13 protein-coding genes and 4 tRNA genes are annotated in these 17,143 nt (G+C 41.5%); 15 read left to right on the forward strand and 2 right to left on the reverse strand.

All coding sequences use genetic code 11. The annotated features are described in order from the left end of the window. Positions 1 to 289 precede the first annotated feature (289 nt). Entirely contained in the window at positions 290 to 1,864 is a 1,575-nt protein-coding gene (locus tag HH214_RS14105) for a hypothetical protein (protein WP_169608668.1), read from the reverse strand. A 139-nt stretch (positions 1,865 to 2,003) separates the two neighbouring features. Between HH214_RS14105 and gap the strand changes: the two genes are divergently transcribed. The 5 genes from gap to HH214_RS14130 all read left to right on the forward strand — a co-directional run bounded on the left by gap (position 2,004) and on the right by HH214_RS14130 (position 8,097). Continuing rightward, positions 2,004 to 2,999, forward strand: a complete 996-nt coding sequence (gene gap, locus HH214_RS14110; RefSeq protein ID WP_169608670.1) for a type I glyceraldehyde-3-phosphate dehydrogenase — start codon at positions 2,004 to 2,006, stop codon at positions 2,997 to 2,999. Between the two features lie 114 nt (positions 3,000 to 3,113). Beyond that, positions 3,114 to 3,548: a GNAT family N-acetyltransferase gene (locus HH214_RS14115; protein ID WP_169608671.1), complete on the forward strand. Its 435-nt coding sequence runs from the start codon at positions 3,114 to 3,116 to the stop codon at positions 3,546 to 3,548. 125 nt (positions 3,549 to 3,673) lie between these two features. Further along, the gene (locus HH214_RS14120; RefSeq protein ID WP_169608673.1) at positions 3,674 to 4,864 is read left to right on the forward strand and encodes a phosphoglycerate kinase; all 1,191 of its coding nucleotides are present in this window, start codon (positions 3,674 to 3,676) and stop codon (positions 4,862 to 4,864) included. A gap of 191 nt (positions 4,865 to 5,055) precedes the next feature. Next, the gene (locus HH214_RS14125; protein WP_169608675.1) at positions 5,056 to 6,921 is read left to right on the forward strand and encodes a CocE/NonD family hydrolase; all 1,866 of its coding nucleotides are present in this window, start codon (positions 5,056 to 5,058) and stop codon (positions 6,919 to 6,921) included. A 177-nt stretch (positions 6,922 to 7,098) separates the two neighbouring features. Further along, entirely contained in the window at positions 7,099 to 8,097 is a 999-nt protein-coding gene (locus tag HH214_RS14130; protein ID WP_211166230.1) for a glycoside hydrolase family 43 protein, read from the forward strand. A 32-nt stretch (positions 8,098 to 8,129) separates the two neighbouring features. Here HH214_RS14130 and HH214_RS14135 read toward each other — a convergent pair whose 3' ends face one another. Beyond that, positions 8,130 to 8,687: a hypothetical protein gene (locus HH214_RS14135; protein ID WP_169608677.1), complete on the reverse strand. Its 558-nt coding sequence runs from the start codon at positions 8,685 to 8,687 to the stop codon at positions 8,130 to 8,132. Between the two features lie 370 nt (positions 8,688 to 9,057). On the opposite strand from HH214_RS14135, the gene HH214_RS14140 reads away from it, so the two are divergent. The 10 genes from HH214_RS14140 (at position 9,058) to HH214_RS14185 (ending at position 17,087) form a co-directional block, all read left to right on the forward strand. Next, the gene (locus HH214_RS14140) at positions 9,058 to 9,948 is read left to right on the forward strand and encodes an ABC transporter ATP-binding protein (protein ID WP_169608679.1); all 891 of its coding nucleotides are present in this window, start codon (positions 9,058 to 9,060) and stop codon (positions 9,946 to 9,948) included. A 12-nt stretch (positions 9,949 to 9,960) separates the two neighbouring features. Continuing rightward, positions 9,961 to 13,530, forward strand: a complete 3,570-nt coding sequence (locus HH214_RS14145; RefSeq protein ID WP_169608681.1) for an ABC transporter permease/M1 family aminopeptidase — start codon at positions 9,961 to 9,963, stop codon at positions 13,528 to 13,530. Between the two features lie 35 nt (positions 13,531 to 13,565). After that, positions 13,566 to 14,732, forward strand: a complete 1,167-nt coding sequence (locus HH214_RS14150) for a hypothetical protein (RefSeq protein ID WP_169608683.1) — start codon at positions 13,566 to 13,568, stop codon at positions 14,730 to 14,732. Positions 14,733 to 14,854: 122 nt separating this feature from the next. Continuing rightward, a complete protein-coding gene (gene rpsU, locus HH214_RS14155) occupies positions 14,855 to 15,049 on the forward strand; it encodes a 30S ribosomal protein S21 (RefSeq protein ID WP_169608685.1) in 195 nt (64 codons plus the stop codon). Positions 15,050 to 15,121: 72 nt separating this feature from the next. Then, the gene (locus tag HH214_RS14160) at positions 15,122 to 16,009 is read left to right on the forward strand and encodes a tyrosine-type recombinase/integrase (protein ID WP_169608687.1); all 888 of its coding nucleotides are present in this window, start codon (positions 15,122 to 15,124) and stop codon (positions 16,007 to 16,009) included. A 12-nt stretch (positions 16,010 to 16,021) separates the two neighbouring features. Next, positions 16,022 to 16,372, forward strand: a complete 351-nt coding sequence (hpf, locus tag HH214_RS14165) for a ribosome hibernation-promoting factor, HPF/YfiA family (RefSeq protein ID WP_169608689.1) — start codon at positions 16,022 to 16,024, stop codon at positions 16,370 to 16,372. Positions 16,373 to 16,531: 159 nt separating this feature from the next. Next, a tRNA-Thr gene (locus tag HH214_RS14170) sits at positions 16,532 to 16,604 on the forward strand. A 74-nt stretch (positions 16,605 to 16,678) separates the two neighbouring features. Continuing rightward, a tRNA-Tyr gene (locus HH214_RS14175) sits at positions 16,679 to 16,759 on the forward strand. A gap of 75 nt (positions 16,760 to 16,834) precedes the next feature. Then, positions 16,835 to 16,907: transfer RNA gene (locus HH214_RS14180), tRNA-Gly, on the forward strand. A gap of 108 nt (positions 16,908 to 17,015) precedes the next feature. Next, positions 17,016 to 17,087: transfer RNA gene (locus HH214_RS14185), tRNA-Thr, on the forward strand. Positions 17,088 to 17,143 lie beyond the last annotated feature (56 nt).

A 17,143-nucleotide genomic window follows, 5' to 3' on the forward strand; every position in this document is an offset into this window, starting at 1 on the left:
GCTTGTGCTGCCTTCCTTTCACCCGAAGCTGGAAGAAGACGTTTTTAAGAGTTAAGAGTATATAATCAGGAATTAAGATTTTTAAGTAGCAGAATTAATAGACAAATTAAAGCTATCAAACCACCCTCGCATAATATAAAAATCAAGAGCGTAGGGTTGGCGTGAGCCATGAGCGCAGAAGCTTTTTTCTGCCTTGTCTTTTGAGTTACTTTTGTGACTAAGATAAAAGTAACTAGGCCTCTGCGGCTATGAGCAGACTAACATTAATATAGCACAAGTCCAACCAAAGTTACTCAGCCGAATACAATACATAATTCTTACTTAGTTTTTTTATGGTAAAGTTTGGATAACCTGGAAAGCATTTCATCAAAAACCTATCTCGACCATCGTGGGCGTAGGTAATTGGCAAAAAAAGATATAATGGGCCAGCATGACCATCGTATTCGTAATCCTCAGAATTGGGGTGAGTACCTTCTTCAACAGGTTCAATGTTAATAATGCGATTATGCTCTATTTCTAAACCTAAGTCATTACTAGTAAAAACGAAAATAGCATCTTTGTGCTGCTCATCCAACTGCATCAGGTAATTAAGCGAGGGCTGGTCGGCAAACTGCTGGATAAACCCGGTATGACCACGCACTTCGCCTTTATGCGTTTCATAGTGATGTTCTCGCGCAGTACGTTCGTAACTAATGTAAGCGATAAAAATCCACACCAAGCCAAACAAGGTGCGATACTGCCATTGTAAACGGCTAAACAAGTAAATAATTCCTGGTGCTATCAGCAAACCTACGATCCGGTAATGCCGGCCTTCGTATGAAATTGCAGCCTGCCTTACATACGCATAGCTGAAAAACAAGATAGATACGATGTAAAATACAGTCAAGACCAGTTTATAATCAGTGTAAGGCACACGGCGCAGAATAGCAATGACCATAATAACGCTGATTATCGCCATCAGCCACACCATAATAAGCGACCAGGTTAAACTAAACATTGGCCCATCCGGGTGAAAAAGGAGCCCATTAGTTAAATCATCAACCGAAAAGCCCGCCAGCATAGGGGAAGCTAAAGGCCAGCTAAAAGTTTCTGAAGCTACACGCCAACCAGGATTATGAGATGCTGCTGGATTGGCACCTTTGCGTAAAAAGAAAATGTAGATGCCTGCTATGGAGATGATGGCAGGTACAGCTAGCCAGAAGCCTTTTTTTACCCAGGTTAAACCGAACTTTTGGGATTGTGATAAATTAATCCACACACAAAGCAAACCGGCAGCATATATCCACATCATAGCGGACTTGCAGAAAAAACCTACCCAGCCCGATAGTAAAATAAACAGCCAAAGCTTTACATCTAGTTTACGAAAATAAAAGCAGCCATATAGGAACCAACCCATAAAAGCCATTTGGGTGACCTCGCCACCATTGTAAAATATAAAGGGCGTATAATAAAACTGTTGGCTGGCAATAAAAACAATACTTAGGGCAGCAATAAGCGAGGTAAAACCCACTTTTCTGAAAAAGGCGAATAAGCCAGACAAAGCCAGTAAATAGCAAAACACAGTGGTAATAACAGAAGCGCGTGCCGTATTAATGTGCAGCAGATTTTTAAAAAAGTATGGAACCAAGTATTGCCCCGGCGACCACCAGGTTAGAAACAAGGAAGTATTTTTAGCTACATCATCTTGACTGGGATTAATGATTGAATTAAAGCCGCCGCCATGTTCCATAGAACGTAGCGCCTGAAAACCCCATCCTGGGTCGGGAAACACAGCAGGTGGCGCTATGTAGCAGAGTATGCCCATTAGCAAGGTAATTACGAAAGCAATAGATAGAATAAAGTAGGCGTTTAATTTACTTTTCATGTAGAGTTATAGGCTGCGAATAGGGCACTAAAATACGCAATTATACCATTGTACCTCTACACGGATGATGGTACAGAACTTAAGGGCATTAGCAAAGCTGAATATTTATAGCTTTGCAATACCAAAAGTACATTGCTACATGAAAATTGCTATCAATGGATTCGGTCGTATTGGCCGCATCTTTCTACGAAATATAATAGCCACACCCGGCATTGAGGTAGTGGCTATCAATGATATTACCGATACTACAACCCTGGCCCACTTGTTTAAGTACGATTCAGTGCATCGGGGCTTTAAGGGAACCGCCAGTTTTGACGATAATCATTTGGTGGTAAACGGCCATACTATACAGGTACTATCCGAGCGCGAACCGGCTAAATTGCCTTGGGCTGCTTTAGGTATTGATCTGGTAATTGAGAGTACCGGTAAGTTTGCATCATTAGAGGGTGGGCAGCAACATTTGGCTGCCGGAGCCAAGCAGGTTATTTTATCAGCACCGTCCAGCAGTAAAGGAGTACCTACTGTAGTGTTAGGTGTGAATGACGAGAAGATTGATTTGCGTTCGCCTATTTTATCTAACGCATCCTGTACTACCAACAACGTGGCGGCTATGGTAAAGGTACTGGAGGATAACTGGGGCATTACTGAGGGATATATTACAACAGTCCACTCCATGACCGGCGACCAAAATTTACATGATGCTCCGCATAAAGATTTACGCCGGGCCCGTGCAGCTTCAGCCTCTATTATTCCGACTACTACGGGGGCAGCTAAAGCAATTACTTCTATTTTCCCGCATCTGGAAGGTAAACTAGGGGGCGCGGGTATTCGTGTACCCGTATTAAATGGCTCATTAACCGATTTCACCTGTCAGCTGCAAAAAAATACCACAGTGGCTGAAATTAATGCCGCTTTTCGGCAGCAAGCTGAAGGTGCAATGAAGAACGTTCTGGAATATACTGAAGATCCGATTGTATCTACCGATATTCTGGATAATCCGCACAGCTGCATTTTTGATGCCCAGCTAACTTCTATTGTAGGTAACCTGGTTAAAGTAGTAGGTTGGTATGATAATGAAATGGGGTATAGTAGCCGCTTGGCCGATTTAGTGCAACGCATACAGCAGCTGTCTTGATATAAAATTAGGGTGTTGCTACATAAGTCACATTAGCTTTAACTACAGTTAATTCAGAGTAAAATAAATTGTATATCCCTACACGCGTTGGGAAAAAACGTAAATAATTAACTCATGGTAAAATTTATTTCAACTACAGATGTGCTGCCTATCCGAAACGAAATATTGCGGAATGGCAAGCTCACACCTGAACAGTGCCGCTTTCCGGGTGATGAGTTACCAGGCAGCTTTCATTTAGGCTACTATGCTGATGAGCAGTTGGTATGTATAGCCTCTTTCCATCCGCAGTCTTATCAAGAGTATGCTGGTGTGGCTTATCAGTTACGGGGCATGGCTACTTTAGCCGTTTATCAGGGCAAAGGTTTGGGTACGCAACTGGTTAACTTTGCAGCAGTTTACCTGCGGGGGCAAAAAGTAAATTACCTGTGGTGTAATGCCCGTAAAGTGGCTGCACGTTTTTACCAGAATTTAGGTTTTGAAATTATTTCTGATGAGTTTGAAATCCTTAATATCGGTCCGCATTATGTAGTGTATCTGAAAATACAGTAAGGTGTTCGTTATAAAGCCAATAGGGAGTTCGTGTATTTTAAACACACTTTTTTGTATTTACATTGCGCTTTAGTAATTTATTTCTGAATTTGGCACCGCATTGATCATTAATTGACACAAGCCATATGAAAACTATAGATCAGGTTAGCTTTGCCGGCAAAAAAGCACTTATCCGGGTTGACTTTAACGTGCCACTGGATAAAGAATATAACATTACAGATGATAACCGTATTACGGCTGCATTGCCAACCATCAAAAAAATTCTGGCAGACGGTGGCTCGGTAATCCTGATGTCGCACTTGGGCCGACCGAAAGAAGGACCAACCGAGAAATATTCATTAAAGCATATCATCCCACATCTGTCTGAACTATTAGGTGTAGAAGTACAATTTGCTGATGATTGCATTGGCGACCAGGCTACTGAAAAAGCCGAAGCTTTGCAGCCTGGTCAGGTATTGTTGCTGGAAAACCTGCGTTTATATAAAGAAGAAGAAAAAGGTGATAAAGATTTTGCCGAAAAATTATCTAAATTGGGCGATGTATATGTGAACGATGCCTTTGGTACTGCGCACCGTGCACATGCCTCTACAGCAGTAATTGCCCAATTCTTCCCCAACGATAAATACTTTGGCTACCTGATGGGTGCCGAGCTAGCCAATGCTGAAAAGGTACTGAACGGCGCTGCTAAACCTTTCACCGCCATTATGGGTGGCGCAAAAGTATCTGACAAGTTGCTGCTGATTGAAAACATGTTAGAAAAAGTAGATAACTTGATTATTGGCGGTGGTATGGCTTATACCTTTGCCAAAGCGCAAGGTGGTAACATCGGTAAATCATTAGTAGAGGATGATAAGCTGGACTTAGCATTAAGCCTGATTCAGAAAGCCAAAGATAAAGGTGTGAATTTGCTATTGCCAACTGATTCTATCATTGCCGACGCTTTCTCGAACGATGCCCAAACCGATACCGCATCCAACAGTGATATTAAAGAAGGGTGGATGGGCTTAGATATTGGCCCGGACTCTATTAAAGCTTTTACCGAAGTGGTAGAAGGTTCTAAAACCATTTTGTGGAACGGCCCAATGGGTGTTTTCGAAATGGAAAAATTTGAAAAAGGAACTAAAGCCGTAGCTGAGGCTGTAGTAAAAGCAACTCAAAATGGTGCTTTCTCATTAATTGGCGGTGGTGATTCGGCCGCAGCAGTAGCCAAATTTAATCTGGTAGATGGTGTAAGCTACGTATCTACCGGCGGCGGCGCTTTGCTCGAATACATGGAAGGCAAAGAGTTGCCCGGTGTAAAGGCTATTAATGAGTAATTGAATAAAAGGATAACGTAAAGGCAAGCAGTAGCTTGCCTTTTTTATTTACAAACAATTATATTTATACGCAAAAAAAAATTTTCGTCATTGCGAGGAACGAAGCAATCTCTGCATGGAAAAGTAATTACTCTTGCAAAGTTCAGCGATTGCCACGCTATCGCTCGCAATGACGATTTATCGTAACTCTCATGAAAAAAATAACCTTCCTTCTCCTTTCCTTGTTCACGCTATCTGCTTTGGCACAGCGGGGCGGTGGTGGCCCGGATGCGGCTTACGTTAAAGAAAACTATACCAAGTACGAGTACCAGATACCTATGCGTGATGGCAAAAAGCTGTTCACCTCAGTGTACGTGCCCAAAGACCAATCGAAAAAGTACCCCATCATGATGGACCGTACCTGCTACAGCGTAGCACCTTATGGTACCGATCAGTATAAACCAAGTTTAGGCCCTTCACCACAGTTTTTGCATGATGGTTTTATTTTCGTGTATCAGGATGTACGTGGTCGTTGGATGAGCGAGGGTATTTATGAGGAAATGACTCCTGAGCTGGAAAACCATAAAACCACTAATGATATAGATGAAGGCACCGATACATATGATACCATTGATTGGCTGATTAAGAACATACCAAACAACAATGGCAAAGTAGGGGTGTGGGGCATATCGTACCCCGGCTTTTATACCACTACCTCGCTGCTGAGCCGTCACCCAGCTTTGGTGGCAGCTTCGCCACAAGCACCCATTGCCGATTTATGGCGTGATGATGGCTGGCACAATGGCGCGTTTATGCTGGTAGCTAACTTTGGCTTTTACCCTGGTTTCACCAATCGGCAGGATGATAAACCTACCCAGCGCCGGGGCAAAGAATTTAATGCAGGTACGGAAGATGGTTACGACTTTTTTATGAAGATGGGTTCTATGAAGAACACCAACGATAAATATTTTAAAGATACCATCCGCTTGTGGAACGAAATGATGAACCATCCTGATTACGATCAGCATTGGAAAGACCGTAATGTACTGCCACACCTGCACGATATTAAAACAGCCACCCTGGTAACCGGCGGCTGGTACGATGCCGAGGATTTATATGGCGCTATCAACACCTACAAAACCTTGGTAAAACTGAATCCAAACACCCCGGTTTACTTTGCCATGGGCCCTTGGGTACATGGCGGCTGGGCACGTGGTACCGGCGACCATCTGGGCGATGTGGATTTTGGCGGTGCAACTGGTCCGTTTTACCGGGAGAAAATTGAGTTTGCCTTTTTTAGCCATTATCTGAAAGGTACACCGTTGGATTTACCTAAGGTTTCAACCTTTGAAACCGGCGCTAATCAGTGGAAAACATACAACACTTGGCCGCCTTCTCCTGCTCAAGAAAGGAACCTGTACTTTTTACCCGGTGGCAAATTGTCGTTCACAGCACCTGCTGCTGGTAAAGACACCTACAACGAGTTTGTATCTGACCCAAATAACCCAGTACCTTTTCTGAACCATAAAAGTATGGATATGGATCGCGAGTACATGACCGCCGATCAGCGTTTCGCTCAAAAAAATCCGGGTGTGTTAACTTACCAAACCGACGTGCTGGATCATGATGTGACCCTGGCCGGCAACATCTGGGCGAACCTTAAGGTATCTACCACTGGTACTGATGCCGACTTCGTAGTTAAGGTATTGGATGTGTACCCGGATACAGCCAAAAATAACAAGTTTACTGGTGAAGGCGTGCAAATGGCTGGTTACGAGCAAATGGTACGAAGCGAAGCCGTGCGCGGGAAGTATCGTACCGGCTTTGACAAACCAACCGCTTTTGTACCCGGTCAGGTAAGCCCGGTTAATTTTGAGTTGCAGGATATACTGCACACCTTCAAAAAAGGTCACCGTATTATGGTGCAGGTGCAAAGCACCTGGTTCCCGCTTATCGACCGCAACACCCAGCAGTTCCAAGATATTATGAAAGCCAAAGACACAGATTTCAAGAAGGCTACCCACCGGGTGTACATTTCTAAGGCACATCCAAGCTTTTTGAAGGTGCGGGTGATGTAAGGTGTGGAACGTGCAGATGCAGTTCATAAGGTTAATTTAATAAACAAGCATCAATGCTTTTGTTTCCGCAGGGCCTCTCGACAGAGGACCAGTACTGGCTCAACTAATACTGTAATGCCTTCTATCGAGAGACTCTGCTGATACTGTAAACCCCATAGTAACCAACAAAATGCTATCATGATGGCAAAAAAACTGCTTTATCTACTAACCTTAATTACACTAGGTGTAACTACCGTTTTCTCTCAAAACCGTGAACTTGTAGTCAAAGAAAACATACCTTTAGATTCCATCCGCTTAAGCGATCCTTTCATTATTGCTGATAAAGCCACCAACATGTATTACATGACGGGAACAGGTGGCTTGTTGTGGAAAAGCAAAGACCTGAAATTGTGGACAGGCCCTTACCGGGTAGCTAAGCCTGACCCAAACTCTTGGATGGGAAAGAACCCTATGATTTGGGCAGCTGAATTGCACGAGTACCAAGGTAAATACTACTATTTTGCCACTTTTACCAACCGGGATGTAAAAATAGATACGGTTAGGGGGAATGTACTGGAACGCCGGGCCTGCCACATTTTGGTGAGTGATAAACCCGATGGCCCTTTTGTACCTATGGCTGACCCGATCTATCTGCCTGCCAACAAACCTACGTTGGATGCCACTTTCTGGATAGAAGATAAAAAGCCTTACATGATCTATTGTGGCGAATGGCTGCTGAACTGGAACGGTACTGTTGAGAAGATACAGCTAAAACCTGATTTAAGTGGTACAATCGGTGAAGGTAAAGTGCTGTTTCGAGCTAGTGAATCGCCATGGAGTAAGGAAAAGCAGGATGGTAAAATTGTGCCCAACAAAGTAACTGACGGGCCTTACGTATTCCGCACCAAAACCGGCCGATTGGGCATGATCTGGACCAGTTGGGTGTATAGCGTTTACACGCAAGGTGTAGCTTACTCTAAAAGCGGCAAACTGGACGGCCCTTGGATGCAGGAATCCAATCCGATTACCCCACCCGATTATGGTCATGGTATGCTGTTTCAAACTCTGCAAGGCAAATGGTTGATGGCTGTACATAGCCATAAAAGCATCAACGGCCATTACCTGCGCGTTCCTCATTTGTTCGAAGTGGATTTATCGGGCGATAAGTTGATAGTGGGGCAACCTTATATGCCTTGATGAGCTTTAATAAACTTGCTTTAGCAAAAAGTTCAATCGAAAGCTATAGAAACAGGCATAGCAGATTGCATACTCCTTATTTGGTTATCTATAACCGTCTTTTTGGCGTGGCAAGTGTGGCAAATAAACTGATAGTTACCTAACCAGCAGCCACCACCGCCATTTTTTACGGCAATCACATGATCTACCTGAATGCCATCTACCTTAGATTTTGCCGTGGAAATTATATAATTTTTGCAGTGGCATTTACAACATTCATAAGGCAGATAGCACATCATGATTTTTTTGATAAGCTGACTATCTCCACACAAAATCAGTTGCACATGTCTGGGGAAATCTGAGCATTTCCTAGAAGCCCATCGCGATTGTCGGCCTAATAATTTCATACCGCAACCGCAGGCACAATAGCCAGTAGTAGTATTCGGAAAAAGCTCTTTAATGTCTAACTTTTGCCGGCGCTTAAACTTCTCAATATTAATTCTGGCATATACCTCTGCCGGATTAAAAGTTACAAGTTGTTTGAACAGCTTGCTGGTTCTTTTAATAAACTTCGGGTTTATAGAGGCATAAAGTAAATTTAAATCATTCATCACGGTGTATCCTCTGCCACGTATTTAGCTGCATTAAGCTGCCAATGTTTATCCTGTTCAAATCACAAAGCTATAATAGTGAAGAGAAAGTAGTTGCTAAGAATTTAAACTTTGTTGAACTGCGGGCTTTTTTACAGAAAATGTTAATGAAGGAGATAAATCTGTGATTTCCGAATAATGTGTATTAATGAGATGAGCGTTACGAATTTACAGAAAATGTTAATGAAGGAGATAAATCTGTGATTTCCGAATAATGTGTATTAATGAGATGAGCGTTACGAAATTGATGTAACTACTCAGTGTTTTATGCGTCAAAGTGCTGTTGATTTAAGTTTCATTCAGTAAATTACGCAACAAACCACCTGACATTATGCAATTAATCATTCAATCGCTCTCCAAAACCTATAGTAATGGTGTACAAGCGCTAAAAAATATCAACCTGACTATCAATTCGGGCATGTTCGGTTTGCTGGGGCCCAATGGTGCTGGCAAATCCAGTTTGATGCGTACCATTGCTACTCTACAAGAGCCGGATGCGGGCAGTATTACTTTGGGCACCATTGATGTACTAAGTCAAAAAGAAGCTGTACGCAAAACGCTGGGTTACCTGCCGCAAGAGTTTGGTGTATATCCTAAAATATCTGCCGAAGATTTGTTAAGCCACCTGGCTGTACTTAAAGGTATCAGCAACAGTCGCGAACGTAAGGATTTGGTTACCTCGCTGCTACATAAAACCAACTTGTATAACGATCGTAAAAAGCATTTATCAGGCTACTCAGGTGGGATGAAGCAGCGCTTTGGCATTGCCCAAGCTTTATTATCCAATCCAAAGCTTATTATTGTAGATGAACCAACAGCGGGCCTTGACCCAGCTGAGCGTAACCGTTTCTTGAACCTGTTAGGAGAATTGGGGGAAGAAACTATCGTTATTCTTTCTACTCACATTGTGGAAGATGTAAAAGAGTTATGTACCGATATGGCCATTATCAACAAAGGGGAGGTGTTGATGCAAGGTAGTCCGCTAAAAGCCTTACAGGAACTGCAAGGGAAAATTTGGAGCAAGCGGGTAGATAAGGGAGAAACTGAAAGTTATAAAAGCCGCTTTAACGTTATTTCTGATAAGCTGGTAGCTGGTAAGCCTACCTTACACGTTTATGCGCCTGCACAACCTGAACCCGGTTTCGAACAAGTGCAACCTGATCTGGAAGATGTTTACTTCTCTTACATCTTTGGTCGTCAACCGCAGTTATCCACCCTTTAATCAACCGATCACATGCTTTGGGAAGTTATCAAGTTTGAGGTGAAATATCGCCTTAACCGGCCGGCTACTTACATTTATTTTCTCATCTGGTTTTTACTGGCATATGCTGTAATGTGCTGGAACGGCATTCATGTAGGGGGAGACATTGGGAAGGTGAAGCAAAACGCCTCTATTGTACTGTTCAACATTGCGGGTACGTTAAGCCTGGCTGTTGGCTTGTTTGTGTCATCAGCCGTTATGGGCGTACCCATTCTGCGCGATTTTGAGCACAAGATGGAGTCGCTTATTTTTACCACTAATATCAACAAAACTAGCTATCTGGTAGGTCGCTTTTTAGGTTCGTTCCTGATTTTATTGCTGATTAGTTCCGGTTTTATCTGGGGAGGTTGGTTGGGTGCTCATATGCCTTGGAACGATCATAGTAAGTTTCTACCCATCAGCCTCGCGCAGTTTATCAGGCCGTGGTTTATCATGATTGTGTTTAATATGTTCGTTTACTCGTGCATATTTTTTGCCAGCGGAGCTCTAAGCCGTAAAATGCTGTTCGTTTACCTGCAGGCTATTGTGTTGCTGGGCTTTTATGCCATGGTGAGCGAACTGATAGGCGATGTAGAAAACATGCATCGCGCTGCCCTGTGGGATCCATTTGGCTATTACACTCTGCAAGCTTTAACCCGCTACTGGACGGTAGCCGAACAAAACGCATTACAAGTGCCTTTTAGTGGCTTGTTGTTAGTTAACCGTTTGCTGTGGTCGGGTTTAGGGCTGGTTTTTTTTGCTATCACCTTTTCCGTATTTAAGTTCAGAGCTGTTTATACTGGGTTGTTTAAAAAGAAAGTTTTTCAATCAAACAAAGTGGCAGCGGCTGATACCTTACCGGTACCTTTTGTGCAGCCTACTTATTCGGCTGGTACTTGGTTGAGCCAGGTGAATGTGCTTTCGCGATTATACTTTAAAGAGATTATTCGTTCTGTGCCTTTTTGGGGTATTGGTATTGTAGGGATTGTACTAATTGGCATCAATGCCGAATACGCTACTTCGTTTCACGGGCAGGAGTTGTACCCCGTATCTTCATCAGTAGCCGGGTTTATAGCCAGTCAGATATTTCTAATTATCAATATCATGGTACTATTCTACGCCGGCGAAATCATCTGGCGAGAAAAAGAAGTACGTTTCAACCAGATATTTGATGCCTTGCCTGTGAGTTATGCTGTGCCTATTGTGGCTAAGTATTTGGCTTTGGCCGGTATGCTGCTGGTGTATCTATTGTTCATGATACCAGTTGGCGTATTCACGCAATTGGCTAAAGGCTTTACGCATATTGAGCTGGGTGTGTATATCAAAATACTGTTATTTAATGTGTATATCCCTATCCTAATTTATGTAGCTTTTACTTTCTTTATTCAAAGCTTATTCAATAATAAGTTTATCGGTTATGCGGTGTCAATCTTGTTCTACCTGTATGTAATCATGACATCGCAACTGAAGATATTCTATAATCTGCTGATTCCTAATAGTGGTGGTGTAGGTACATATTCGGACATGAACGGCTTTGCGGCAGACATCAATAAATTTTTGGTGCTAAAAACCTATTGGGCTGCTATCGGTGGATTGGTACTCTTACTGGCCGTATTACTATATCAACGCGGAACTGATAACAGCTTTAAAGCTCGTTTGCATAATCTGCGCCAGCGTTTTGGCAAGCCCCAAGCTGTATTTGCTATATTGGTCATGATTATAGCTTTAGCGGCAGGTGTTTATTACTACATTAATGCAAATGTTTGGAATAAGTATCACAATCCTGAGCAGGAAATGGATTTGCAGGCTAATTATGAAAAGCAGTTAAAGAAAACGTATGAGCGCACCCTGCAACCTAGTGTAGTTAATGTAAAAGGAACCATAAACCTGCATCCTGAAAATGGTAATCTGGAGTTACAAGGTACGGTTACTTATAAAAACCTAATGCGTGCACCCATTTCTGAGTTGCTGGTGCAAGAACCTGCCGACCAAGATTTACATTATAGTACACTACGCTTTAGTATACCGACTGTCAAGAAGAAAGCTTATCCATTATTTCGGTTTACTGTGTACCAACTGTCAACTCCGCTTAAACCCGGAGACTCGTTGCAAATGGAACTAATAGGTAAGCGCACTAAAAAGGGCTTTACTAATGATAGACCAGAATACAATTATGTAGAAAACGGAACTTTCATTAACAATACGGATATATTCCCATCATTAGGATATAATAGTGGTTACGAGCTTTCGGATACAGATGATCGTAAGAAACGCGGACTTAAAGAGCAAAAAGGATTACCGCCACGTACCGATACACTTAACAGGCAATTAAATCTTTTTGGTCAGCGTGGGCGTACTGGGTTGGATTTGGTAGTGAGCACTGCACCTGACCAGATTGCTATTACCCCTGGCTATCTGAAAAAACAATGGAAACAGAATGGGCGTGCTTATTTTGAATACCAGATGGATAAACCCGTATTCAACTTCTTTAATATTATATCGGGCCGGTACACGGTGAAGCGGGCAAAATGGAATAATGTAAACCTGGAAGTGTACTATCATCAGCCGCACGGCTATAATGTGGAGGGTATGCTGAATACTTTAAAACGTGGCTTGAGTTATGATAGTCAGAACTTCAGTCCGTTTTTATTTCAGCAAGCACGTATTATTGAATTCCCCAAATACCGGGGTTTTGCTCAATCTTTCCCTAATACCATTCCGTTCTCAGAGGGAATAGGCTTCTTGTTTCATAAGCGGCCTGAAAAGCTGGATATGACTTATTATGTTACGGCACATGAACTTGGTCATCAATGGTGGGGGCACCAGGTTTGTGAGGCAAATACCGTAGGCGGGCAAATGTATTCGGAAGGTTTGGCGCAGTACAGTGCCCTGATGCTACTGAAACATTCGTTGAATGTGGATGAATTACGCCGATACCTGAAATACGAATTAGATGGTTATCTGCAAGGCCGGTCATCCGAACGAAAGAATGAAAATCCGCTCGATCAAACCGATCAACAAGCTTACATTCATTATCAAAAAGCATCACTGGCTTACTTTGCCTTGCAGGATTATATAGGGGAAGATAAAGTAAATCAAGCCTTGCGCAAACTAATTGCCAACTATGGTAATCAGGATAACTATCCTACATCAAATGTACTAACCGGTTATCTGAAAGAAGTAACACCCGATAGTTTGAAGTATGTAGTAGATGATTTGTTTAGCCGGATTACCTTATTTGAAAACCGCGTGGTAAACCCAATAGCCAAGAAAGTTAAAGATGGTTATGAAGTGACCTTACCGCTACAAACAGTAAAATATTATGCTGATCGTTCTGGTAACGAAAAGCGTGCGCCTATCAAAGACTACATCGATATTGGTGTGTTTACTAAACAAAACGGTAAAGAAAAATTAACTTACTTGCAACGGCAAAAGTTCACGCAGGAAAAAACAACCTTAACTATTAAAGTAAAAGATAAGCCTGTGCGTGCTGGCATCGATCCGGTTTATAAAATGATTGACCGTAATACGGATGATAATACTGCGCTAGTAGAAATTAAATAGTGAATAGGATGGTGAGAAAACTAACAACCTTTCTGATGGCATCTTTTTGCATGCAGTATGCTGTTGCACAAACTACATTGCCGGTTATTAAAGCCACATCTTCTAAAGTTACCATTAATGATGGAGGCTACTTAAATAAAAATGGTTGGACGCTCTCACCTAAAATTAGGCCTGATACCTACACCGCCGACCGAACGCGAAAAACAAAGTGGGTTACCTTTTATACCAATATAGACTCTGTTCGTGTAAAAGTAAAACCCGGAACACGGTTTAATTTTGTAATACTACTCAATGGTAAAGACTCCTGCTATACACAGATAGCCAGTGCCATACCACCCGAAGCAGAGACTAAGCAGCTTACAGCTACACATGATACTATTCCATTCACATTAACAACTTATAATGCTATTGGGGTGAAAGTGGTTGTCAACAGCACAGATACCTTGAATTTTCATTTTGATGTTAGCTCTTTTGGTTTTCACATCACGCAAGAGGCTATACTTAAAAAAACAAAGCTGTTAGCTAATCAGCCCGATGCACTGGCGGGTAAAGCTAAACCAAACTTTAATAAGCTAAGCAGGGTGTCTAAGTTTCAAATGGGTAATCTGGTTTGGTACAATCCAGAAATACTACCTACTAACATAACAGCACACGAAATGGATGGCAGAATAGGATGGGATGTATTTGAAGGGAAAATAGTTGAGATCAATTATAATCGACATCTTTTAATAGTTCATTCTAAAATGCCAAAACATTTAAAAGGCTATCATCAAGCACCTATAGATTTTGTACACTCACAAGCTTGTATTAAAGGAACTTTCGAGGTGAATCATAAAAAGTATAATAGCTATTTTGCTATGGATACCGGGTCAGAACAAGCAGTTATTTTAAATAATGACTGGATTGAAAAGCAAAAATATCCTAAAAATTTAAAGCTCATAAAATCAACAGTGCTTCATGATCCGCAGGGTAAAAAGTACGAAACCAAAATAGTACAATCGCCTTTACTAAAGCTGGCTGGTTATCCATTGATAAATATTCCAACATTGATGGTGGAGGGGTTAAACCGATCTACGTCTGAGGTGAATTACTTAGGTAATGATCTTTTGAAAAGATTCAATATCATATTAGACTTTAAACACGATCAGATCTATCTTAAACCTAATCAGCTCTTCAAAATGAAGTACAGGGGAGAGGCTTGATTTGCTGATTTTTATAAAAGTATAGATCATTTCAAGGTTTGCTGATTTTTATTACTAGAACGCTGTTAATATTTAAAACTTTATAGCTACTTTTGCCATCCCGAAAGGAGGTATAAGAAGGTATGATTATTATCAATGTAAAAGACGGCGAATCATTAGATAAAGCGCTGAAACGTTTCAAAAAGAAATTTGAAAAAACTGGTGTTTTACGCGAACTGCGCAGCCGCCAAGCTTTTGAAAAGAAATCAGTTGCCCGCAGAAATGTGGTTAAACACGCCATCTATAAACAAGGCATGAATCAGGAAACTACTGTATAAGTTAAACTTCCTGTTTTGATATATTGAAACTATTTGTACTTTGCCTGCCAGGCTATAGTACAAATAGTTTTTATGTTTTTAAGCCAGTTTATCCAATATATTACTTACGAAAAGCGGTACTCGCCGCATACCGTAACGGCCTATGAGTCGGATCTGACTCAATTTATGGCTTTTTTGAACCAGTCTGATCCAGTGGTTCAGCATCCTTCCGATATAACCCATCATCATATCCGTAACTGGATGGTAACGCTGATGAATGATCAATCAGCCCGTACCATTAATCGTAAAATTGCTACCCTACGCAAATACTTTAAGTTTTTGCTGAGCGAGGCACATATTACTACTGTACCTACTGCTAAAGTGCAGGCGCTAAAAACTGCCAAGCAACTGCCGGTAGTGGTTGAAGACCAGAAGATGATGCAATTGCTGGATAGCGATACCTTGTTTACAGATGATTTTAAAGGTGTACGTGATAAGTTGATCATTGAATTGCTGTTCGGAACAGGTATTCGACTCTCTGAATTAACAGGCCTTACCGAAGGCGATATCAATACCTATGAAGCTACCATTAAAGTATTGGGTAAGCGCAATAAGCAACGTATTGTGCCTTTGAATAAAGAGTTGCAACAACTATTGCAAACCTATTTGGTGTTAAAAAAAAGTGAAATATTTGCTAACAATTCGTTAAAATTAATCGTTACCAATACAGGAGCTGATGCTTACGCCAAGATGATTTATTTGACTGTGCATAAATATTTAAACTACATATCTACTCAGAATAAAAAAAGCCCGCACGTACTGCGGCATAGTTTTGCCACTACCTTATTAAACAAGGGTGCTGACCTGAATGCAATAAAAGATTTGCTGGGCCATGCAAGTTTAAGTGCCACTCAAGTATATACTCATAACTCTGTAGAGCGATTAAAATCTATTTATAAACAAGCCCATCCAAAGGCATAACAAGGAGGAAACATGAAAATTACCGTTCAAGCTATTCATTTTAGCGCTGACAAAAAACTACTGGATTTTATTCAAAAAAAAGCCGATAAGCTAGATTTATATAGTGATAATATTGTTAGTGGCGAAGTGTATTTGAAACTGGAAAATACGGAAAACGAAGCGAACAAAGTAGGAGAGATCAAAATCCAGATGCCCGGCCATCAATTGTTTGCCCGTCATCAATGTAAAACCTTTGAGGAGTGTATTGACTTGGCTGTTGAGAGCCTGCGCAAGCAAATACAAAAGCAAAAACAGAAGCAATCAGCTGTAGCTGATGGTACTATAAAAAATAGTTTGCTATCGGTTGATGAAGATGAATACTGAAAATCAGATACATAGAAAACAAAAAATCAGCAGGCAAAAAACCTGCTGATTTTTTTTTGAAAAATATTTTGCACAGGCGAAAATATGTGTAGATTTGCATTCCCTTTCAGAGAGGTACTCACTATAAGGGGAACGGTTCTTTAAACTAATAAAAAATAAGCCTCCTTAGCTCAGCTGGTAGAGCAACTGACTTGTAATCAGTAGGTCATTGGTTCGATCCCGATAGGAGGCTCAGGTTTTGAAATTTCAGATATTGGAGTATTTGATTTTTAAAGTCAAATGTTAAAATTTTGAAATCAAGGAACTGGGGAGATACCAGAGCGGTCAAATGGGACGGACTGTAAATCCGTTGCTTCGGCTACGAAGGTTCGAATCCTTCTCTCCCCACTTTACAGGTCGGCAGTTGTCAATTCTCAGTTTGCATTAGTTGCTAGCTGTTTATTGGAAACTGCCAACTTGTATGCGGAAGTAGCTCAGTTGGTAGAGCGATAGCCTTCCAAGCTATAGGTCGCGAGTTCGAACCTCGTCTTCCGCTCAGGATGGTTATTAAGTGATCGGATTGCTGAGTTGTTGGGTTGCTGTAAAGGTTAACTGAATAACTTAAAACAAGATAACTCAATAACCGGAAAGTAAAGAGTAATAAGCCGACGTAGCTCAGGGGTAGAGCACTTCCTTGGTAAGGAAGAGGCCAAGGGTTCAAATCCCTTCGTTGGCTCGATGCATGTAATGCGTTAAATTAAATTAGTAAAATTAACCTACAAATATTTTATA

Source organism: Mucilaginibacter robiniae (assembly GCF_012849215.1).
In the GTDB taxonomy this organism is placed as follows: Bacteria; Bacteroidota; Bacteroidia; order Sphingobacteriales; family Sphingobacteriaceae; genus Mucilaginibacter; species Mucilaginibacter robiniae.